Origin of the sequence: Luteitalea pratensis, assembly GCF_001618865.1 — a bacterium.
GTDB classification, from domain to species: Bacteria; Acidobacteriota; Vicinamibacteria; order Vicinamibacterales; family Vicinamibacteraceae; genus Luteitalea; species Luteitalea pratensis.
The window spans coordinates 749,390-769,407 of sequence record NZ_CP015136.1 but is presented as its reverse complement, the minus strand read 5'-3'; the positions used below and the strand labels follow the sequence as shown (position 1 = coordinate 769,407).

At 69.2% G+C, this 20,018-nt stretch carries 19 protein-coding genes; 8 read left to right on the top strand and 11 right to left on the bottom strand.

From position 1 onward, the window contains the following. Nucleotides 1-16 precede the first annotated feature (16 nt). The 3 genes from LuPra_RS03320 (at nt 17) to LuPra_RS03310 (ending at nt 2,881) form a co-directional block, all read left to right on the top strand. Nucleotides 17-766, top strand: coding sequence for a glycosyltransferase family 2 protein (locus tag LuPra_RS03320; protein WP_157898676.1), 750 nt, complete (start codon nt 17-19; stop codon nt 764-766). Between the two features lie 11 nt (nt 767-777). Then, nucleotides 778-1,878 (top strand): glycosyltransferase, encoded by a 1,101-nt coding sequence (locus LuPra_RS03315; RefSeq protein ID WP_110169437.1) that lies wholly within the window; start codon nt 778-780, stop codon nt 1,876-1,878. Nucleotides 1,879-1,969: 91 nt separating this feature from the next. Beyond that, nucleotides 1,970-2,881, top strand: a complete 912-nt coding sequence (locus LuPra_RS03310) for an Fpg/Nei family DNA glycosylase (RefSeq protein WP_110169436.1) — start codon at nt 1,970-1,972, stop codon at nt 2,879-2,881. Between the two features lie 108 nt (nt 2,882-2,989). On the opposite strand, the gene LuPra_RS03305 is transcribed toward LuPra_RS03310, so the two are convergent. The 6 genes from LuPra_RS03305 to LuPra_RS03275 form a co-directional block, all read right to left on the bottom strand. Next, nucleotides 2,990-3,895: a TIGR02757 family protein gene (locus tag LuPra_RS03305; RefSeq protein WP_110169435.1), complete on the bottom strand. Its 906-nt coding sequence runs from the start codon at nt 3,893-3,895 to the stop codon at nt 2,990-2,992. Beyond that, nucleotides 3,895-4,518, bottom strand: coding sequence for a phosphoribosyltransferase family protein (locus LuPra_RS03300; protein WP_157898675.1), 624 nt, complete (start codon nt 4,516-4,518; stop codon nt 3,895-3,897). The genes LuPra_RS03305 and LuPra_RS03300 overlap by 1 nt, the downstream gene beginning before the upstream one ends. A 26-nt stretch (nt 4,519-4,544) precedes the next feature. Continuing rightward, nucleotides 4,545-5,870, bottom strand: a complete 1,326-nt coding sequence (locus LuPra_RS03295) for a dihydroorotase (RefSeq protein ID WP_110169433.1) — start codon at nt 5,868-5,870, stop codon at nt 4,545-4,547. Between the two features lie 8 nt (nt 5,871-5,878). Continuing rightward, entirely contained in the window at nt 5,879-6,826 is a 948-nt protein-coding gene (locus LuPra_RS03290; RefSeq protein ID WP_110169432.1) for an aspartate carbamoyltransferase catalytic subunit, read from the bottom strand. Continuing rightward, nucleotides 6,823-7,359, bottom strand: coding sequence for a bifunctional pyr operon transcriptional regulator/uracil phosphoribosyltransferase PyrR (pyrR, locus tag LuPra_RS03285; RefSeq protein ID WP_110169431.1), 537 nt, complete (start codon nt 7,357-7,359; stop codon nt 6,823-6,825). Before pyrR ends, LuPra_RS03290 begins: the two co-directional genes overlap by 4 nt. A gap of 650 nt (nt 7,360-8,009) precedes the next feature. After that, complete coding sequence (locus tag LuPra_RS03275) at nt 8,010-9,566, bottom strand: alkaline phosphatase family protein (RefSeq protein ID WP_110169430.1); 1,557 nt, start codon at nt 9,564-9,566, stop codon at nt 8,010-8,012. Nucleotides 9,567-9,580: 14 nt separating this feature from the next. Between LuPra_RS03275 and LuPra_RS03270 the strand changes: the two genes are divergently transcribed. Genes LuPra_RS03270 through pyrF form a run of 3 tightly spaced genes read left to right on the top strand, consistent with a single transcriptional unit; the run spans nt 9,581 to nt 12,058 of the window. Next, entirely contained in the window at nt 9,581-10,423 is an 843-nt protein-coding gene (locus LuPra_RS03270) for a dihydroorotate dehydrogenase electron transfer subunit (RefSeq protein WP_110169429.1), read from the top strand. Further along, entirely contained in the window at nt 10,416-11,366 is a 951-nt protein-coding gene (locus LuPra_RS03265; RefSeq protein ID WP_110169428.1) for a dihydroorotate dehydrogenase, read from the top strand. The genes LuPra_RS03270 and LuPra_RS03265 overlap by 8 nt, the downstream gene beginning before the upstream one ends. Then, nucleotides 11,351-12,058 carry an orotidine-5'-phosphate decarboxylase gene (gene pyrF, locus LuPra_RS03260; protein WP_110169427.1) on the top strand — a complete coding sequence of 236 codons (708 nt, stop codon included), beginning with the start codon at nt 11,351-11,353 and terminating at the stop codon, nt 12,056-12,058. Before LuPra_RS03265 ends, pyrF begins: the two co-directional genes overlap by 16 nt. A 133-nt stretch (nt 12,059-12,191) precedes the next feature. On the opposite strand, the gene LuPra_RS33610 is transcribed toward pyrF, so the two are convergent. The 5 genes from LuPra_RS33610 to LuPra_RS03230 all read right to left on the bottom strand — a co-directional run bounded on the left by LuPra_RS33610 (nt 12,192) and on the right by LuPra_RS03230 (nt 18,137). Continuing rightward, nucleotides 12,192-12,770 (bottom strand): OmpA family protein, encoded by a 579-nt coding sequence (locus LuPra_RS33610; RefSeq protein WP_201792174.1) that lies wholly within the window; start codon nt 12,768-12,770, stop codon nt 12,192-12,194. A gap of 101 nt (nt 12,771-12,871) precedes the next feature. After that, nucleotides 12,872-15,190 carry a protein O-mannosyl-transferase family gene (locus LuPra_RS03245; RefSeq protein ID WP_110169425.1) on the bottom strand — a complete coding sequence of 773 codons (2,319 nt, stop codon included), beginning with the start codon at nt 15,188-15,190 and terminating at the stop codon, nt 12,872-12,874. 36 nt (nt 15,191-15,226) lie between these two features. Further along, nucleotides 15,227-15,520, bottom strand: coding sequence for a hypothetical protein (locus tag LuPra_RS32775; protein ID WP_157898674.1), 294 nt, complete (start codon nt 15,518-15,520; stop codon nt 15,227-15,229). A gap of 98 nt (nt 15,521-15,618) precedes the next feature. Then, nucleotides 15,619-17,733 carry a heavy metal translocating P-type ATPase gene (locus tag LuPra_RS03235; protein ID WP_110169424.1) on the bottom strand — a complete coding sequence of 705 codons (2,115 nt, stop codon included), beginning with the start codon at nt 17,731-17,733 and terminating at the stop codon, nt 15,619-15,621. After that, a complete protein-coding gene (locus tag LuPra_RS03230) occupies nt 17,730-18,137 on the bottom strand; it encodes an ArsR/SmtB family transcription factor (RefSeq protein WP_110169423.1) in 408 nt (135 codons plus the stop codon). Before LuPra_RS03230 ends, LuPra_RS03235 begins: the two co-directional genes overlap by 4 nt. Before the next feature lie 155 nt (nt 18,138-18,292). On the opposite strand from LuPra_RS03230, the gene LuPra_RS03225 reads away from it, so the two are divergent. Together LuPra_RS03225 and LuPra_RS03220 are read left to right on the top strand one after the other, a co-directional pair. Next, the gene (locus tag LuPra_RS03225; protein ID WP_110169422.1) at nt 18,293-19,252 is read left to right on the top strand and encodes an ABC transporter ATP-binding protein; all 960 of its coding nucleotides are present in this window, start codon (nt 18,293-18,295) and stop codon (nt 19,250-19,252) included. After that, nucleotides 19,245-20,018 carry an ABC transporter permease gene (locus LuPra_RS03220; protein ID WP_110169421.1) on the top strand — a complete coding sequence of 258 codons (774 nt, stop codon included), beginning with the start codon at nt 19,245-19,247 and terminating at the stop codon, nt 20,016-20,018. The genes LuPra_RS03225 and LuPra_RS03220 overlap by 8 nt, the downstream gene beginning before the upstream one ends.

Genomic DNA, 20,018 nt, shown 5'->3' with positions numbered 1-20,018 from the left:
CCGCTATGCTTCCCCCGTGCCGCCGATCTCGGTGATCCTCATCACGAAGGACGCCGCCGCGCACGTCGAACGGGCCCTGCAGTCCGTGGCGTGGGCGGCGGAGCGGATCGTGGTGGACTGCGGCAGCCGCGACGCGACACTCGCCCTGGCCGAGCCGCTCGCCACGCGGGTGGAGACGCATCCATGGGCTGGGTACGGCGCGCAGAAGAATCACGCCGCGTCGCTCGCGCGCCACGACTGGGTGCTCTCGCTCGACGCCGATGAAGCGATCACCGAGACATTACGCGATCAGATCGCGGCACTGCCGACCAACCCCGGTGCGGCCGCCTTCCGCATGCCACGCGTGACGTGGTACCTCGGACGATGGATGCGGACGACCGACTGGTATCCCGACCGAGCGGTGCGCCTCTACGATCGCCGCCGGGCGCACTGGGACGATCGGCCCGTGCACGAATCGCTCGTCGTCAGCGGCGACGTCGCTGACCTTGGCGGCGAGATCGAGCATCGCCCCTATGCCGATGTCGCTCAACACCTCGCGCGCATGAACCACTACACCACCCTGGCGGCCGCACAGATGCAGGCGCAGGGCCGCGAGGCCCGCGCGTGGCACCTGCTGCTGCATCCGCTGGCCGCGTTCCTGCGCAACTACGTCGCGCGCGGCGGCTTCCGCGACGGCGCGCCGGGCCTGATCGTGTCGATGCTGGGCGGCGTCTACGTGCTGCAGAAGTACGTCAAGCTCTGGGAGCGTCAACGCCAGGCGCCGTAGCCCTCCGCACCATGGCGATCCGCACGATCCACATCGATACGGCACGCACGTGGCGCGGCGGTCAGAACCAGGCGCTGCTCACGGTGAAGGGCCTCCGCGCCCTCGGACATCCGACGATGCTCGTGGCCCATCCCGATGGCGAGCTCCGCCGGCGAGCGCCGCAGGACACCGATCTCGTACCGCTCGCGCCACGCTTCGAGGTCGACTTCCACGCGGCCTGGAAACTCGCGCGCATCATCCGCGCCTACGAGCCCGTCATCCTGCACGCCCACGACCCGCACGGCGTGGCACTCGCCGCGCTGGCGCTGGGGTTCCGCATGCCGTCACCGCCGCCGCTGCTCGTGGCGTCGAGGCGGGTGGACTTCCGGCTCGGGGGCAACACCCTCTCGCGCGCGAAGTACCGTCGCGTGGACCGCTTCATCTGCGCCTCGGCGGCCATCGGACGCATTCTTGCGGCCGGCGACGTCGAACGGGACCGCATCGTCACGGTTCACGAAGGCGTGGACCTGCAACACGTCGCTGACGCGACTCCGGTGTCGTTGCACGAGACGTTGTGGCTGCCTCGCGGCGCACCTGTCGTGCTCAACGTCGCGGCGCTCGTTCCCCACAAGGGACAGCGGCACCTGATCGAGGCCTTCTCCGAGGTGGTGCGCGCCGTGCCGGATGCTCGACTCGTCATCCTCGGCCAGGGCGAACTGCACGAGGCGCTCGTGAAGCAGGTGCAACACCATGACCTCGAGAAGCACGTGTTCCTGCCTGGCTTCCGCACCGACGTGCTCTCGCTGATGAAGACGGCGGACGTGTTCGTGATGAGCTCGGTGATGGAAGGGCTGGGAACGTCGCTGCTCGATGCGATGGCCTGTGCCCGCCCGATCGTCGCCACCGATACGGGAGGCATCCCGGAAGTCGTCGTGCACGAGGAGACAGGACTGCTCGTGCCGCCGCGCGATGCCGGAGCGCTCGCCGAAGCGCTGGTCCTGCTCCTCGAGGACGAGGACCTCGCCAGGCAGTACGGGGCGTCAGGCTACGAGCGCGTTCATCACCGGTTCAGCGTCGAGCACATGGTCGGCGACACTGTCGCGGTGTACGAGGAGATGCTGGCTCGAAGGTAGGGCGCGTTACAGACCCGAACGCGCCGCTCACGGGGCCGCTTGGGGAGCGGCCCCTACCAACGCCCCGCATGCGGCCATTCCCGAGGATCTCATGCCCGAGCTCCCTGACCTGCTGCTGTACACGAGGGCACTGCGCGAGCGCGTTGTCGGTCAACCGCTGCTGCGCGTGCGCCTCGGCAGCCCGTTCCTGCTGCGTTCGGTGGAGCCGCCGCTGGAGGCGTTCGAAGGCTGCAGGCTCGAGGACGTACGGTTGCTCGGCAAGCGCTTGGTGTTCGCGTTTGCCGGACAACGGTGGCTGGTGCTGCACCTGATGATCGCCGGTCGCCTGCACTGGAAGGCGGTCGATGCCAGGATTCCAGGCAAGGTCGGATTGGCGGCCTTCGACTTCCCGCACGGCACGTTGACGCTGACCGAAGCCGGCTCGAAGCGGCGTGCGTCACTCCACGCGGTGCGCGGCAGTGACGCGCTGGCGGCCATGGATCCGGGAGGCATCGACGTGCTCGGCGCCGATCGCGACGCGTTTGCGTCCGTACTGACCCGCGAGCGGCACACGCTGAAGCGCGCGCTGACCGACCCACGTCTCTTCAGCGGCATCGGCAACGCCTACTCCGACGAAATCCTGCATGCGGCGCTGCTGTCGCCGCTGCGGCTGACCCACCAACTGGACGACGACGAGATCACGCGGCTGCACGCCGCCACTCACGCGACGCTGCTGGCGTGGATCGACCGCTTGCGCACACGAACCGGGGATGCGTTCCCGGAAAAGGTCACGGCCTTTGTCGAGGGCATGGCCGTGCACGGTCGCTACGGCCAGCCCTGCCCACGCTGCGGCACGCCGATCCAGCGCCTCGTCTACGCGCAGAACGAGGCGAACTACTGCCCCACCTGCCAGACCGGCGGCAGGTTGCTGGCCGATCGCGCGCTCTCGCGCCTGCTGCGTGACGACTGGCCGAAGTCGCTGGAAGATCTCGACGAATACAAGGCTGCGAGGCAGAGGCGCTGACCCTCGTCTGCCGACCTGAAGGTCGGCAGCTAGAGACGTTCGGCAGCTACGAGAGACGTTTGCGGCAGCTACGAGAGAAGTTGTAGCCGTCGACCTTCAGGTCGACGGTCAGCGACCGCTCGTGCGAGGTGCCCTGGCCGGCCGGCAGAACGCTCGCAACGGACATTGGGCGTTGCCGACGTTCCGCTCCCAGCCGCAAGCGCCCATCATGCTCATGTGGCAGAGCGAGAAGTCGAACCGCACGGGGTCGTCGGGATCGACGCGACGCAGCGTCGCCGTGATGTCGGCGGCCATCCGCCAGCCCGGGCTCGTGTAGCGCGTGAGCCGCAGGCAGCGGCCGACGCGGATGGTGTGGGTGTCGAGCGGGATCACGAGGCGCGACCGCGATACCCCGCTCCATCCGCCGGGATCGATCGCGTCCTGGCGCACCATCCAGCGCGCGAACAGGTTGAGGCGCTTGCACGCGCTGCCGAGCGACGGGCGCGGGAAGAAGTACTGCACGCCGAGACGGCCGCGGCGGGCACCACCGTACGCCTCGCGCACGTCCACGGCGCAGGCCGAGGCGCAGAACGCCTCGAGGCCCGTCGAGACGTCCTCGCTCCCTGGATCGTCGCCGGCCAGGAACGCGCCCTCGAGCGATCCGTGCCGGGCGCGCAGTTGGCGCAGGATGACGAGCAGGGCGACCAGGTCGTCGCCGCGAGTCCACCGGTGGACGACCTCCGCGAGGGCCTCCCGGGCCACGCGCACGTCCAGTGTCTCGAGGTAGGCGGCAGGGTGCGGCCCCAGCAGCGCAAGCACGCGCTCGACGCTCGCGAGTACGCTCGCCAGCCGGCCGAACGCCAGACCTGAAGCGATCGCCGCCACGACTTCGCGATCACGCGGGTCGTCGTATCGCCAGACGAACTGCACCGGGTCGGCCGCCGAATCGGGCACGTTGTAAGTGTCGTGCAGCCGATCGAGCTCGCCGCGAAGGCGCGCGAGGTCGTCGGCGCGCAGTCGCAGGACGGAAGGCATCAGAAGGAGGTCAGGGGGACCCGCGCGGCACACAGCGGACAGGTCGTCGACGTGTGGATGTCGCGGGCGTCGTACTCGAGCAGCGGCACGTTGGGGACGTCGAGCGTGACGATGGTCGCCATCCGGTCGTAGATCTGCGTCGTGGCGATCACCTCGCCACCCGCCTTGCGCACGAGCTCGGCACAGTGGCTCAACGTCTTGCCCGTGTTCCGCACATCGTCGGCGAGCAGGACCTTCCTGCCCGCGAGCACGGCGCGGTAGGTCGACCGGAGGCGCAGTCCCTCCTCGAGGTCGTAGTCCGCCGGCGCGAACATGCACGGCGGGTGCTCGAGGCTGCGGCGTCCGTCGAGCAGGCCTGCCAGCGTGTGTGCGAGCAACGCGCCGCCGGTGGCCGGACCGACGACGGCCTGCACCTGCGTCGAGATCTCGTACGGCAACACGTCGAGCAGATCCTGCGCGAGCTGCCAGATCGTGGACGGCTGGCAGAACAGCATGTGCGGGTTCAGGTACGTGCGCCCGTGGTAGCCGTTGCCGAAGTCGAAGTGCCCCTCGATCAGCACGTTGGCGCCCTGCAGGATGCGCTGCGCGCGCTTGCGGACGTCATCGTTGCGTTGCGTCGTCATGTGTGCAGGCTCCGGGAGTCCGACGATCACTGGACCGCCGCGGGTGGCCAGGCGCCAAGTCCCTCCACGGCGGTGTTGCGATACACGACGCGGCCACCGACGATGGTCGCGGCGACACCACCGCGCAGGTCCCAGCCCTCGAAGGGCATGTTCCTGGAGAGCGACCGCTGCGTCGAGGCGCGCACAGTCACTTTCAGGTCCGGCGCCAGCACCGAGATGTCGGCCGGTGCGCCTTCGCTCAGCGCGCCACCGGTCACCTTCAGGATCCTCGCCGGGTTCACCGACAGCAGTTCCACCATGCGAGACAGGCCAATGCGGCCGGTGTGAACGAGGCGGTCGAACGTCAGCGACACGGCCGTTTCGAGGCCGGTGATGCCAAACGGCGCCTGGTCGTAGGAGAGCGCCTTCTCGTCGGCGTGGTGCGGCGCGTGATCGGTCGCGATGACGTCGACGCTGCCGTCGGCCAGTCCGTCGACCAGTGCATCGACATCGGCCTGCGGTCGCAGCGGCGGGTTCATCTTGGTGTTGGTGTCGTAGCTGCGGAGGGCCTCGTCGGTCAGCACGAAGTGGTGCGGCGCGACCTCGCAGGTCACCTGGATGCCGCGTGCCTTGCCCGCGCGCACTGCGCGCAACGAACCGGCCGTGCTCAGGTGCGCAACGTGAAACGGCGTGCGCGTGAGTCCCGCGAGGGTGATGTCACGCTCGATCCACAGCTCCTCGGCCTCGCCCGGAATGCCATGCAACCCGAGCTCGGAGGCGACGGGGCCCTCGTGCACGACGCCATCGCCCTTCAACGTCGGATCCTCGCAATGGTCGATGACCAGCACGTCGAGCATGCCCGCGTACTCGAGCACGCGGCGCATCAGCAGCGCGGTGCGGATCGGGTGCCCGTCGTCGGACACGGCGACGCAGCCTGCGGTCTTGAGCTCGCCGATCTCCGCCAGTTGCTCGCCCTTCGATCCGACTGACGCGGCGCCAATCGGGTACACGCGTGCCAGGCCGGCCGCGTCCGCCTTGTCGCGGATGTACCGGGTCACCGCCGCGCTGTCGTTGATCGGTGACGTGTTGGGCATGCAGGCGACGGCCGTGAAGCCACCGGCAACGGCGGCAGTGACGCCGCTCGCCACGGTCTCCTTGTGCTCCTGCCCCGGCTCGCGCAGGTGCACGTGCATGTCGATGAGGCCGGGCGTGACGACGCAGCCCGCCGGGACCTCGAGCACCGTCGTGCCTGCGGGGACCGGAAGATCCTGGCCGACGCGGACGATCACGCCGTCGCGGACCTCGATGTCGAAGATGCCGTCGCGGCCGTTGGCGGGATCCACCACGCGGCCATTCTTCAGGATGTAGGTCATGCCTTGCGTCATTCCTCGCTGCCTCCGCCGAGCAGGTACAGCACCGCCATGCGCACGGCCACGCCGTTGGCCACCTGTTCGAGGATGACGGCCTGTGGACCGTCGGCCACGTCGGAAGCGATTTCCACGCCGCGGTTCATCGGCCCCGGATGCATCACGATCGCGTCGGGGCGAGCCAGGGCCATGCGTTCGGCGGTCAGGCCGAACAGCAGGAAGTACTCACGCAACGACGGGAAGAAATTGTTCTGCATCCGCTCGAGCTGGATGCGCAGCATCATCACCACGTCGGCGCCGTCGAGCGCCTCCTCGATCGTGCGGCAGGCGGTCGCGCCGAGAGCCTCGATGCCAATCGGCACCAGTGGCCGCGGTGCGGCAACACGCACGGTCGCGCCCATCTTGCGCAGCAGCAGCAGATTCGAGCGCAGCACCCGGCTGTGCAGCAGGTCGCCGACGATGGCCACCTGCAGGCCGTCGAGACGCCCCTTGTGCTGGCGCATCGTGTAGGCGTCGAGCAATGCCTGCGTGGGATGTTCGTGCAGCCCGTCGCCGGCATTGACGATGCGCGATCGGCAGTGCCGTGCGAGCTGGTGGCACGCCCCGGACGAACCGTGACGGACGACGAGCATGTCGGGCGCCATCGCCTCGATGTTGCTGACGGTGTCGAGCAGCGTCTCGCCCTTGACGACGCTCGACGTAGAAACGGCCAGGCTCAGCGTATCGGCGCTCAGGCGCTTCTCGGCAATCTCGAACGACGTGCGCGTGCGAGTACTCGGCTCGAAGAAGAGGTTGACGATTGTGCGGCCACGCAAGGCGGGCACTTTCTTGATCTCACGCTGGCCGACTTCGCGCATCGCGTCGGCGGTGTCGAGGATGAGGGTGATCTCCTCGGTGGAGAGATCGCTGATCCCGAGCAGATGGCGGCCGCGCAGGCCGGTGAGGCTCGCGGGTGCGCTCATGCGCCTTCCTCCAGCATCACCTCGTCGCGGCCATCGATCTCGGTGAGCCGCACCTGCACGCTCTGTTCGTGCGAGGTCGGCAGGTTCTTGCCGACGTAATCGGCCTTGATCGGCAGCTCGCGGTGTCCACGATCGACCAGCACGATGAGCTGGATGCTCTTCGGCCGGCCGTAGTCGATGATCGCGTCGAGCGCGGCCCGAATCGTGCGGCCCGTGTAGAGCACGTCGTCCACCAGCAGGATGCGGCGGCCCTCGACCGAGAACCGGATGTCAGTGCTCCGCACGACCGGCTGGGGGCCGACCGGGTGCCGCATGTAGTCGTCGCGATACAGCGTGATGTCGAGAGAGCCGACCGGCATGGTCACGCCGCCGGCATCGCGGAGCACGGCCGCGATGCGTTCGGCGATCACGACGCCGCGCGTGCGGATGCCGACCAGCGCGACGTTCGAGAGGTCGCGATTGCGCTCGAGGATCTCGTGGGCGATGCGGGCCAGCGTGCGCTCGATGCGCGAGGCGTCCATCACCTGGGGCATGACGGCCTCCCGGAAGGACCACGGGACGGCACCGCAGCCGCGGCGCGCACGACGAACAGGGTGGGAGGAACCGCGCCAGCGCGCGGGTACGGGAACTCTGGCATGGACGACCTCTTTGCGGCCTCTCTGGACCGCGATTAAAGAGCCGCAGCGAGTGTAGCACCAGGCTAATGCCTGATGCCTGATGCCTGATGCTTGATGCTTGACGCTTGACGCTTGACGACTAGCGCCTTGCCTCGAACGCCGGGCACCGTGAACCGGGCACCGGGTACCAACAACCGCCAGTGTCGAATGCCGACGAGGTCGAGGTCGACCAAAGCGTCGAGCAAGCTCGACGCCTACATCCTGGTGTGGCAGTCACGTAGCGCCGGGTTACGTAGCCGAAGGAACGCCGAACGCTGGTGAGGCAGTCGGCCGGCCCGCTGGGACAGCGGGCCGCTACCTCTCGCCCGACTCCCATCTCCCGTTTCCCGTTTCCCGTTGCCCGCTTCCCGTTTCCCGTTTCCGTTGCCCGTTTCCCGTTGCCCGCTTCCCGTTTCCCGTTTCCCGACTCCCCGACTCCCCGACTCCCGTTGCCCGTTTCCCGTTTCCAGTTTCCCGACTCCCCGTTTCCCGACTCCCGTTGCCCGTTACCCGTTGCCCGTTACCCGTTACTGATAACTCCGTATGAAACTGACCGGACGCTCCGCGGTGAGGGTCGCGACGAAAAGATCGGTGCGTGCGTAGCCGTCCATGTCCCGCCCGACAGGCAGGCCCAGGTAGTACAAGACGGTGGGCAGCACGTCCACGATGGCGCCCACCGTCTTGCGGCCCGGCGAGACCTTGCCACCATACGCGAGCATGAAGCCATCCGACTTGGATGCCTCCGCGGCGAGTCCCGCGTCGTCGGCCACCCGATCACGGAGCCGCTCGAACGGGCTCGGCGACTCGAGCCGGTAGCCCGATATCACGAGTAGCAAGTCGTCTGGCGCGAGGCGGCCCAGCACGCGGCCGACCTCGCCGTCCACGAAGTCGTAGATGTCGTCGACGGGCAGTCGCCGGCCGACGCGCGACCGCAGGGACAGCGTGCTGCGGCGGTCCGCCGACAGCGCGGCGTACCGGATTGCAGCGACCTGCGCGTCGCGCTGGGTCAGCGCGGATTCGAAGCGTGTGCGCAGCGTGCGGTCGGCCTGGACCGAATCGATACCCTCGGGCCGCTCGCGCTCGGCGATCACACTCCCGACGCTGGTCTCCGCTGCCACGGCGAGTGGCCACCCCGCCGTCACGGCAGGTACACCAGAACTCTCGAGCACGCGCCACAGGGGCGCGCCGCGCAGGTCTTCGGGCCGTAACGGCTCCGCGTGCAGCACACCGGTCAGCACCAGCAAGTCCGCGAAGGCGTATCGCGGCAGGAGGTCGATGCGGGCCCATCCACCGCGGTATCGCACGGGCGCGTGCACGTTCGAGCCAGGCGGGTACTGCCCGGTGGCGACCGACGCCCAGATCGGCGGTGGCAGCCGCGGCTCGATCGAGAACAGCGTCAGCGACGCTCCCCCGTCCAGCACGCGCCCGAAATTCGGCAGGCGCCCTTGCGCCGCAGCCGGCGAGACGTAGTCCAGCGAAGCACCATCCAGCAGGACGATCCAGACGCGGCCGGCTGCCGGTTCGCGCAGCGGCGCGCCGACGGCGCGGACACGGCGCATCGGCCCGGGCTCCGGCTCGGCGGGTCCACGCGCCACGAGCGGCAGGACGACGGCGGCGACCACGGCGATGCCGAGGAGCGCCCCACCGACGCGACTCCCGCGACGCCCGAATCCGTAGTGGACGAGGGCGATGAGCAGCAGCACACCGGCGGTAACCGCCAGGGTGAGCGTAACCACCACCGCTCGCCGGCCCGCGGCAGGCGTCAGCGACGGCTGGAAGGCGGACACGTTCAACCAGGCCAGCAGGGCCCCCGTCGCCACGACGAGGGTCGTCGTCCAGGCGAGGATGCGCAGGCTGAGCCAGGCTGGCCCGCGTCGCGTGGCGAGATAGCGCGCGAGGCTCGCAATGAAGAAGCCCGCCGCCAGCAGCGGCCCTGCCGTCAGCAGCAGCCGCCACCCCAGCGAAAACAGCGCGCGGGGCTGCAGCGGCAGCTGCGGGTTGAGCAGCAGCACGAGGTGCACCAGCATGGCCGCGCCGAGGGCGCCGGCCACCAACGCATTGGTCAGCAGTCGCAGGTACGGCATGAGGGGGATGCGCTATGCTGCCGGGGATGATCGTGGACGAGCAGGCCGACGTGCTCGGGAATCGTACGCTCTCGGCAGAGTACAACGTCGTCACGCTGGGCGCCGCGACAATCGCCGCCGCGGCGCGCCCGGGCCAGTTCGTCATGATCAAGACGAAGCCGGGGCTCGAGCCGCTGCTCCGGCGGCCTTTCTCGATCTTCGAGATCGTGCGCGGCCCCGACGGCACCCCGCACGGCATCGGCATCCTCAACAAGCGCATCGGCACGGGCACGGGGCAGCTGTTCGACGTCCGCGTCGGCGACCGGCTCGGTTGCCTGGGTCCGCTCGGGCAACCGTGGCCACTGGTCGAACCGCCCACCACCGCATGGATGGTCGCGGGCGGTGTCGGGCTCGCACCGTTTGCGACACTGGCCGAGGCCCTGGCCTCGCGTGGCGTGACCACGCGCCTGTTCTATGGCGCGCGGCGCGGTGAGGATCTGTACTACGCCGAGTGGTTCGCGGACCGCGGCGTGGACCTGGTACTCGCCACCGAGGATGGCAGTCGCGGCGCGCATGGTTTCATCACGGTGCCGCTCGACGCCGCGTTGCGGGCCGCCCCGGCCGACCAACCCATTGCCATCTACTGCTGCGGGCCGACGCCGATGATGCAAGCCGTGGCGCAGCGGGCGGCAACCGCGGGCCGTGATGCCTGGGTGTCGCTCGAGCAGGTGATGGGCTGCGGCATGGGCGGGTGCTACAGCTGCGTCGTGCCGGTGAAAACGGCCCACGGCACGCCGCATTTCCTGCGCTCGTGTACGGCCGGACCGGTGTTTGCCGCCAGCACACTGGAGTGGGAAGGGTTGGCGCACCATGGCTGATTTCTCCACGCCCCTCGGCGCGCTCACGCTGCGCAACCCGCTGATGGCGGCAAGCGGCTGCTTCGGCTACGGCGTCGAATACGCCGGCGCCCTGGACCTCGCAACGCTCGGCGCGGTGGTCGTCAAGGGCCTCTTCCTCTCCGAGCGCGAAGGGCACGCCCCGCCTCGCATCGTCGAGACACCGGCCGGCATGCTCAACGCCATCGGGCTGCAGGGCATCGGCGTGCATCGCTTCGTCAAGGAGCGGCTGCCCGAGTTGCGGGCGCTGGGCGCCGTCACGGTCGTCAACGTCTGCGGCGTGACGCTGGACGAGTACTGCGAAGTGAGCCGCGTCCTGTCCGATCACGAGGGCGTCGCAGCCATCGAGTTGAACATCTCGTGCCCGAACATCAAGGAAGGCGGCATCCAGTTCGGCTGCAGCCTCCACGGCACGCGTGATGTCGTCGCGGCGGTGCGCAAGGTCACGACGCTGCCGATCATGCCCAAGCTGACACCCAACGTCACCGACGTGGCGTCATTCGCGCGTGCGGCAGAGGATGCGGGCGCCGACGCCGTGTCCCTGGTCAACACGTTCCTGGCGATGGCCATCGACGTCGAGACGCGCAAGCCGAAGCTGACCAATGTCATGGGTGGCCTGAGCGGTCCGGCGATCCGCCCGATCGCGGTCCGCATGGTGCACGAATGCCGGCAGGTCGTGAAGATTCCGATCGTCGGCATGGGCGGAATCGCGTCAGCCGAGGACGTGCTCGAATTCATGCTCGCCGGAGCCAATGCCGTCCAGATCGGCACGGCGAACTTCGCCGACCCGTTCATCTGGTCGCGTGTGACCGCCGATCTCGAGTCCTACTGCGACCGCCACGGCGTGGCGCGCCTGGCCGACCTGGTCGGCGCGGTGGAAACGGGCCAGGTCAAGGCTCCGGAACCGGCATGTCGTCCATCCTGATCGCCCTCGACGTCGACCGCATCGCCCAGGCCGATGCGCTGGTGCAGCGGCTGGCGCCGCACGTTGGCGGGTTCAAGGTCGGCAAGCAGCTGTTCGTGAGCGAAGGGCCGGCCGCCGTCGCGCCGATCGTCGATCGCGGACTGCGGCTCTTCCTAGACCTGAAGTTCCACGACATTCCGAACACGGTGGCCGGTGCGGTCCGCGCCGGCACGCGGCTGGGCGCCTGGATGATGACGGTGCATGCCAGCGGTGGTCACGACATGCTCGTGGCGGCGCGAGATGCGGCACAGGACGAGGCAGGCAAGGCGGGCGTGGACCGACCGCTGATCGTTGCGGTGACGGTGCTCACGAGCCTGGACGATGCTCGACTGGCGGCGGTGGGTGCCTCTGGTGGCGTGCGCGATCAGGTGAAGCGGCTGGCGACGCTCGCCCGCGCGGCAGGCGTCGATGGCGTCGTGGCATCTCCACAGGAGATCACACTGATCCGCGAGACATGCGGACCGGAGTTCGCGATCGTCACGCCGGGGATTCGTCCGGCAGCGGCGGACAGGGACGACCAGGCACGCACGATGACGCCGTCGGCGGCCGTACAGGCGGGCGCGTCGTACCTCGTGATCGGGCGCCCCATCACCGGCGCGGCGGATCCCGCTGCAGCCGCGGCCGACATCAACAACGAGATCGCTCGAGGGTAGGGCGCGCTCCCCGAGCGCGCCTGTCTGGACGGAAGACACGAAGGGCCCGGCGATGTCGTCGGGCCCTTCGTGTGTCAGGGCCGCTCGGGCAGCGGCCCCTACCTACGTGGGCGCCTCAGAGAGGCGCCCCTACCTATTTCGCGGTAATCAGGAAGTGGCCGCGACGATTCTGCGGCCAGCAGCTCTCCGTGTCCTCGTTGCAGAACGGCTGCTCTTCGCCCTTGCTGACGATCGTCACGCGCGTCGCCGGAAGGCCGAGGCTCACGAGGTAGTCACGGACGGCCGCCGCACGCTGCTCGCCGAGCGCGAGGTTGTATTCCGGCGTACCGCGGTTGTCGCAATGTCCCTCGACGAGCACGCGAGTGTTGCCCCACTTGCGCAGCCACTCCAGGTTCTTCTGGATTGACGCACGACCTTCCTCGCTCACCGTGGCGCTGTCGTATTTGAAGAAGACGTCGGTGAGCGGCTTCTCGGCATTGAGCTCCTCGAGGCTCTTCTTGGCAAAGAGTTCTTCCTCGGTGAGCGACCGCGGCGCCTCGGGTGCCGCTGCTGGTGCAGGCGGCGGGGGCGGCGGCGGCGGCGGTGCCGGCGTGGTGGCGGGAGGTGGGGAAGGAGCGGGCGGTGCAGGCGCAGGCGCCTTCTTGGCACAGCCAGCCACACCCAGCGCCAGGCACAGCGCCACAACAGGCAGCACGACTCGCAGTCGAGACATCGATCCGAGACTCCCGGGTTCGAGGGATGGGGGACACGGTGCCGTCGGCGGCACCGTCACGGGTTGCATCGCGCAAAGCCTAACGGTCGCTCGTGGTCGTGTCAACGAATGGCGTCGGCGCGCAGCGTCGTGATCTCGATCGCGAGTCGCCGTGCATCCGCGCTGCCGGTCCGTTCACCAGCGACAAAGGACGGCGAAACGCGCCACTTCAGGCGCCCTTCCGCGCCCAACTGCTGAGCCGTGATGCGTTGCTCCACTGCGAACGGGCGCGTCAGAGTCAACGACGCGATGCGCTGCCCCGACGCGATGATCTCGAGGACCGGAGCGCGTTCGTAGTGTCGAGGATACGTGCCCGCGATCACGAGGCGTACGTCGCCAGACGCCCCCGCGATGCGCACGCGACTCTCGTCGCCGACCCAACGCCATTGGCGGCCCGTCGCGACGTCGCGTTCGGGCTCGTACCAGCCGGCCTCGAGGGCAATGACCGGAACGCCCGCGGGCTGCACGTCGAACTGTTCGAGGAACACGCGCTCGTTCGCCGCGCCGGCGGGGGTGGTCGTGGCACGGACCGTCAGTGGGGCGTAGCCTGTCGGTCCGATCGTGCCTGCCGGCAGCGTCCAGGTATGGGCGAATGCCCCCGGCGACAGGGTCACCGGGGGCAGATCGGTCTCGCCAATCCTGACGGCGAGCGTCGGCGCAGGAGCCTCCGCTGGTGGCGCGAGATACCGGCCGCCGATGACCAGCGTGCAGACGCCGGCCTGGCCGCGAACGACCGCGGTAGCCCCGGTGGTAGATGGGCCCTTCTGCCCCGCCGCCGCGATCCCCGCAAGTTCCGGCGTCAGGCCCCAGCCATCGATCAGTACCCATTGCGGTGCGGTGACGTCGTACCAATCGAATGCATGCGGGCGCATGCCGCCGAGAAGCGGCGCGACGGGCATCGGCCACATCACATGCTCCCGGACGTGCAGCGCCCGCGGATCGATGGCAGCGCGATCGCCGCGGCGTGGATCGACGAGCCACCAGATCGGCACCTTGCCGGCACGCCAGGCTGCGACGGCCCCCTGCCACTCCTGCATACGCGGCGAAGGCAGCACGTCGAAGGCCGGGTTCGGCACGAGGGTGGCGCGCGCGCGCCTCGTCTCCGCCCAGACCCGCCGGTGCATCAGCACCTGCGGCCGCACCGTGGACTGCCGGGCCTCGCTCTCCATCCGCCCCATGACCTCGCTGACGTTTGCACCGGCGCCGACGTACTGCCGATGCGCGTGCAGCGAGACGCCGAGCGCGATGCCGCAGGCCACCAACGCGGCCGGTACCGCGACGCGCGGCGTCCATCGGGCCAGTCCCACCACCACCAGTGTCGCCACGGGCACGACCAGCGGAAGTGCGTACCGCGTCGTCTCCGTCTCGTGGAACAGCAGGTGGTACACGAGGTACGGACCGTAACCGAGCCCGAGCCACGTGGCCAGCGTCGCCCGGCGACGCAGGGCTGGCACGCCTGCGGCCGCAAGTACGAGCATCGCCGCGGATAGGGGCCACCAACTCCAGCCCGACACGAACGTGTCGGCCAGTGCCTGCGCGAGACGGCGTAGCCCTGGCTGGAGCACCAGCATCGGCACGCCTTCGAAGTCCTGGCCTGCCTGCGAAGTCAAGGCAGCGCGGTAGGCACCGATCCCCCCGACCAGCACCACCATCGGGACGGCCCACGAGAGGACCCCCACGAACGCCGCCGCGGCGACACCGAGGGCCGTGCGGAGGTCGTCCCGCCGCCGGACCCGGAGCAGCACCCACGCCAGCAGGGGCACGACAAGCCACGTCACCTGCGATCGCAGTCCGGAGGCGACTCCGCATCCCAGCGCCGCCATCGCAGCACCGCGCCAGGATGCCTCGGGACGCGCCGCACGCAACAACAGCCACTGACACGTGAGCGCGCCGGCGAGACCCGGCATGTCGCTCAAGGGGCGCGAGGCGGTCACCCAGAACAGGGGTGTCGCCGTGACCAGCGTGGTGATGACGACGGCAGGAGACGTCGTGTTCGAGGCATCCGGCTCGTCGCGCAGGTCGCGGAGGATGCGATACAGCACGAGCAGGACGCATGCGCCGGACAGACCGGCCAGGACGGCCATCGCGATCGCATCGCGGCTCGCGAGATCTGGCGCGAACGGCGACACGATCGCCGCGCATGCACGGCCCAACGCGATGAAGACCGGATAGCCTGGCGGGTGTGGCTGGTGCGCCGCGACGTCGTAGTGACGCAGTCCGAGCGCGAAGTTGATCGAGTCGATGTCCTCGAGGTGGCGTGGCAGCCACGCGAGGTGGAGACAGACGAAGAGCGCGGCCACCGCCAGCACGAACCGGTCGTGGAAGGCAGTGCCGCGCATCCCGGGCGATGACCCGCCGCGATCGGCGGGTCGTGAGTTCATCGGATCAGGCGAGGACACGAGCGCTGACGCGCGCGCCTACTCGTCGTCCTCTTCGACGTCGTCCTCGTCCTCGTCATCCCAACCGAGGTCGTCTTCGTCCTCGGCGTCGTCTTCTTCCTCGCCCTCGACCTCGTCATCCCATTCGTCGTCGTCCTCATCGTCGAGGTCGTCGTCTTCGTCTTCGTCTTCCTCTTCGTCCTCATCGACGGCAAGGAAATGCGGGACCGGGCCGAATACGCACGGGGCCGCGGTGGCGGACAGGCCGAGGATGGCTACGGTCTCGAGGGCACGCACGTCGATACTCTCGCGGCTCGGGGCACTCATGGACATGACGGTCTCCGCAGTCACCGGGCGTCCTGTGCCGGCATGATCCCGGCGCCCCCGACTGCAACGGGCGGATTATAGCGACAACGCAACAGGGGTCGCAATCAAGAGCGACCGCCTCCAACCCACTCGAATGAGAGTAACCGGAGACTGAGGGCCACGACCAGCAGGGAGGCGCCGACATCGGCCAATACCGCGAGCCACAGGGAGGCGACGCCGGCGAGCGCAGCGATCATGACGGCCACCTTCAGGGCGAGCGCGAGTGCGACGTTGGTGCGCACAGTGCGAAGGGTGGCGCGTCCGAGCGCGATCGCGTAAGGCACCAACGCGAGATCGTGGTGCATCAGTGCGCCGTCAGCGGCCTCGAGGGCGACGGCGGTGCCGCCATCGGCCATCGCGAGACCGACGCTGGCGGCGGCGAGGGCCGGACCGTCGTTGATGCCGTCACCGACCATCAGCACGGGACCGCGGCGTCGCATGTCTTCCACGGCCGCTGCCTTGTCCTCCGGCAGCAGTCGTGCGCGCCATTCGGCCACGTGCACCTCCGAGGCGAGGCGGGCCACGGCCGGTTCGTGGTCGCCCGAGAGCAGCGTCGCCTCGGCGCCGAGCAGCGCCAGCGCCTCGATCGCGGGCGCCGCCGTTGCACGCGCATGATCGGCTGCGTCGATCGCGAGGACGGGAATGCCGTCGACAGCAAGGACCGCGGTCGCGTCGGGCACCTGAGCGCCCGCTGGCAGCATCGTCGCCAGCCAGTCACCACGCCCGATGCAGACGTCGTGTCCGTCGACCCTGGCGTACGCACCACGTCCCGCGACGTGCTGGATGGCAGTGGCAGGCAGCAGCGCCAGGTCGCGAGACGATGCGAGATCGACGATGGCCAGGGCCAGCGGGTGGTGCACGCCCGCCTCTATCGACGCCGCCAGTTGCACGGCACGCGACTCCGGAAACGCATTGAGCGACGTCACCGCCGTGATCCGCGGCCGGCCTTCCGAGACGGTGCCTGTCTTGTCGAGCGCGACGACGCGGATGGACGCCAGCCGCTCGAGCACGGCGCCGCCCTTCAGCAGCAGGCCCCGGCGAGCCGCGGCAGACAACGCCGAGACCATCGCAACAGGGGTGGCGATTACGAGTGCGCACGGACACGCCACGACGAGCAGCACGAGCGCCCGCTCGATCCAGACGAGCCACGGGGCCCCGGTGAGCAAGGGCGGCAGCAGGGCCATCGCCACGGCGAGCCCCAGCACGATCGGTGTGTAGACGGCCGCGAAGCGATCCACCGACGACTGCACCTTGGCGCGAGCCGCGTGGGCACGTTCCACCTCGTGCACGATGCGGGCCACCGTCGAGTCCGTGGACACGCGACTCACTTCGAACGTGAGCAGGGCTTCGCCATTGACGGAACCGGCGTAGACGACATCGCCAGGAATCTTGCGCACGGGCTCGGCCTCACCGGTCACCGGCGCCTGGTTCACCGCGCTTTCCCCGGCCGCGACGATGCCGTCGAGCGGCACACGGCCGCCTGGGCGCACCGATACGACCTGACCGACGGCGACCTGCGCGACGGGCACCGTCCGCGTGGTTCCGCCCTGCAGGACGTCCGCAGTTGGCGGCGTCACGTCGAGCACGTCGGCGATGGCGCGTCGGGCTCGCGCAAGGCTGCGAGCCTCGAGCGCCTGGGCGACGCCGAAGAGCACCAGGACGGTAGCCGCCTCGAACCATTCGTCGATGGCGAGCGCTCCGGCCACGGCCACGGTCATGAGGACGTGGATGTCGAGACGCCGGCCGCGAGCGGCCTGCCATGCGCGACGCAAGGTGCCCGGTGCGGTCAGCGCCACGGCGAGCAGCAGCGCCGCGCGTACCCAGAGATCGCGGACGCCGGTGAGCCAGAGGGCTCCGGCCACGACGCATGCGAGGCCCGCGGTCAACAGCCCCCACGGCATGCCGGTTTCGGCGCGTGGCGCCTCACCGCGCGCGGTAACCGGCCATGCGCGCATGCCGGCCTGCGCGACCGCCTCGGCGATGCCGGCAACCGAGAGCGTGGCGCCGTCGTAGTGGACCCGCAGTTGCCGTGACAGGACGTCGGCGTCGAGCGTGACGACACCGTCGAGCGTGCCCACGCGCTTTTCGAGGATCGCCACTTCGTGCGCGCAGTCCATCTCCGCGACGTGGAAGGTCGCGGTGCGATGGTCGGTGCAGCGAGGACACGCGGGTGCGTTCATCGTGCGTCCCCGTGCGGTTCATGCACGTGACTGAGGCCCTGCTCGAACAGCGCCAGGATGTGGGCGTCGTCGAGCGTGTAGAACACCTGCCGGCCGGCACGACGCGTGCGCACCAGCCGTGCGGCACGCAGCATGCGCAGTTGGTGCGACACCGCCGACTCGCTCATGCCGACGAGGCTCGCCAGGTCACCCACGCAGCGTTCCGCGACCGCCATGGCGGCGATCAGCCTGATGCGGGTCGGATCGCCGAGCACCCGGAAGGTTTCGGCAAGTGCCTGGGCCGTCTCGGCCGACAGCGGCGGCGTGATGGCGCGGGCAGCGCGGCGGCGAACGGTGGTCGCCGGGCTCGGAGGACCGGGGCGCGTGAGTGCCGGGCGGGGGACCGTGGATGTCGTCTGTGACATATGAACAACTGTTCATATATTACACCAATGAAAATTGACCGGCTCCCCATCGCTCTCTACCATGTGGGGTTGGCAGTGGACCGACGGGCTGGACTGGCCCGTCATGGAATGCCGTCCGCGCGGAAAACGCGGGCGGCCGAGCCTGGAGACACACGGTGATCGAGGTGCAGCAACTCACCAAGCGCTATGGCCCCTTCACGGCGGTCGATGGCGTCAGCTTCAACGTCGGGAAGGGCGAAATCCTGGGGTTTCTGGGGCCCAACGGCGCCGGCAAGACCACCACGATGCGCATCCTGACCGGCTACATGCCGCCGACGGAAGGGCGCGCCCGGGTCGCGGGATTCGACCTGCAGGAGCAGCCGGTGGAGGCCAAGCTGCGCATCGGCTACCTGCCGGAGACGCCGCCGCTCTACCCCGATATGACGGTGCGCGAGTACCTGCGCTTCGTGGCGCGGATCAAGGGCGTGCCGGCCGCCGAACAGGCCGCGCGCGTCGCCGCGGTCATGCAGCGCACGCACGTCGCCGACATGGCCCACCGCCATTGCGGCAAGCTCTCGAAGGGCTACAGGCAGCGGGTGGGCCTCGCCCAGGCCCTCATCCACAACCCGGACGTGCTGGTGCTCGACGAGCCGACCGCCGGACTCGACCCGAAGCAGATCATCGAGACGCGCGAACTCATCCGCAGCCTCGGCGGCGACCACACGATCGTGCTGAGCACGCACATCCTGCCCGAGGTCGCGCAGACCTGTCAGCGTGTCGTGATCATCAACAAGGGCCGCGTGGTCGCCGAGGACACGCCGGAGAACCTGACGGCACGCCTGCAGGGCGCCGCGTCCGTGTACGTCGAAGTCGACGCGCAGGGCGCCGACGCGCAGGCCGTGCTCGCTGCCGTCCCTGGCGTCACCAGCGTCACGGTCTCTGCCCAGCACGGGGCCGCGACGGGCTTCGAGGTGCAGAGCGAGAGGGGCATGGACGTCCGCCGCAGTGTCGCCCAGGCAGTCGTCGGCGCGGGCCTTGGCCTCGTGGAATTGCGGCCGACGCGCATGAGCCTCGAGGAGATCTTCCTGCAGCTGACCACCACCGACACGCCGTCCGAGGAGGTCGCCCGTGCGTAACACCCTCGCCATCGCGCGCCGCGAGCTGCACGGCTACTTCGCGTCGCCGATCGCCTACATCCTGGTCGGCCTGTTCGCACTGATCTTCGGCTGGATGTTCTACAGCTTCCTCAGCTTCTTCAGCGAGCAGAGCCTCCGCATGCAGCAGTTCGGCATGGGCGGCCCGCAGACGCTGAACGTCAACGAGATGCTGGTGCGTCCGCTCCTGCTGCAGGCCGGCATCATCATCCTCATCTTCATCCCGACGCTGACGATGCGGACGTTTGCCGAGGAGAAGCGCAGCGGCACCATCGAGCTGCTCCTCACGTCGCCGCTGACCGACTGGGAAATCGTGCTCGGCAAGTTCGTCGGCGCGTTCGCGCTGTACGCGCTGATGATCGGCCTGACCGCGCTCAACCTGATCTGGCTCTTCGCCTACGGCGATCCCGAGGTTGCGCCGATCGTCACCGGCTACCTCGGCCTGCTGTTGCTCGGCGGCGGCTTCATCGCCATCGGGCTGTTCCTCTCGAACCTCACGCGCAACCAGATCGTCGCCGGACTGCTCACGTACGCGGTGCTGCTCATGCTCCTGCTCGTGGCGTGGGTCGGCGAGGGCGGCGGGCCGATCGCCCGCGGCGTCGTCGCAGCGCTGTCGGTGTTCCAGCATTTCGAGGATTTCTCGAAGGGCGTGGTCGACACCCAGCATGTCATCTACTACCTGAGCGTGATCGCGTTCGGGCTCTTCCTCACCGCCCGATCGGTCGATGCCGATCGCTGGCGTGGGTAA

Excerpts from the sequence above, each read along its gene's own strand:
- LuPra_RS03230 (WP_110169423.1), bottom strand. The coding sequence starts at position 18,137 with ATGTCACAGACGACATCCACGGTCCCCCGCCCGGCACTCACGCGCCCC.
- LuPra_RS03245 (WP_110169425.1), bottom strand. The coding sequence starts at position 15,190 with ATGAACTCACGACCCGCCGATCGCGGCGGGTCATCGCCCGGGATGCGC.
- LuPra_RS03310 (WP_110169436.1), top strand. The coding sequence starts at position 1,970 with ATGCCCGAGCTCCCTGACCTGCTGCTGTACACGAGGGCACTGCGCGAG.
- LuPra_RS32775 (WP_157898674.1), bottom strand. The coding sequence starts at position 15,520 with ATGTCCATGAGTGCCCCGAGCCGCGAGAGTATCGACGTGCGTGCCCTC.
- LuPra_RS03275 (WP_110169430.1), bottom strand. The coding sequence starts at position 9,566 with ATGCCGTACCTGCGACTGCTGACCAATGCGTTGGTGGCCGGCGCCCTC.
- LuPra_RS03315 (WP_110169437.1), top strand. The coding sequence starts at position 778 with ATGGCGATCCGCACGATCCACATCGATACGGCACGCACGTGGCGCGGC.
- pyrF (WP_110169427.1), top strand. The coding sequence starts at position 11,351 with ATGTCGTCCATCCTGATCGCCCTCGACGTCGACCGCATCGCCCAGGCC.
- LuPra_RS03265 (WP_110169428.1), top strand. The coding sequence starts at position 10,416 with ATGGCTGATTTCTCCACGCCCCTCGGCGCGCTCACGCTGCGCAACCCG.
- LuPra_RS03305 (WP_110169435.1), bottom strand. The coding sequence starts at position 3,895 with ATGCCTTCCGTCCTGCGACTGCGCGCCGACGACCTCGCGCGCCTTCGC.
- LuPra_RS03295 (WP_110169433.1), bottom strand. The coding sequence starts at position 5,870 with ATGACCTACATCCTGAAGAATGGCCGCGTGGTGGATCCCGCCAACGGC.
- pyrR (WP_110169431.1), bottom strand. The coding sequence starts at position 7,359 with ATGCCCCAGGTGATGGACGCCTCGCGCATCGAGCGCACGCTGGCCCGC.
- LuPra_RS03270 (WP_110169429.1), top strand. The coding sequence starts at position 9,581 with ATGCTGCCGGGGATGATCGTGGACGAGCAGGCCGACGTGCTCGGGAAT.
- LuPra_RS03235 (WP_110169424.1), bottom strand. The coding sequence starts at position 17,733 with ATGAACGCACCCGCGTGTCCTCGCTGCACCGACCATCGCACCGCGACC.
- LuPra_RS03300 (WP_157898675.1), bottom strand. The coding sequence starts at position 4,518 with ATGACGACGCAACGCAACGATGACGTCCGCAAGCGCGCGCAGCGCATC.
- LuPra_RS03290 (WP_110169432.1), bottom strand. The coding sequence starts at position 6,826 with ATGAGCGCACCCGCGAGCCTCACCGGCCTGCGCGGCCGCCATCTGCTC.
- LuPra_RS33610 (WP_201792174.1), bottom strand. The coding sequence starts at position 12,770 with ATGTCTCGACTGCGAGTCGTGCTGCCTGTTGTGGCGCTGTGCCTGGCG.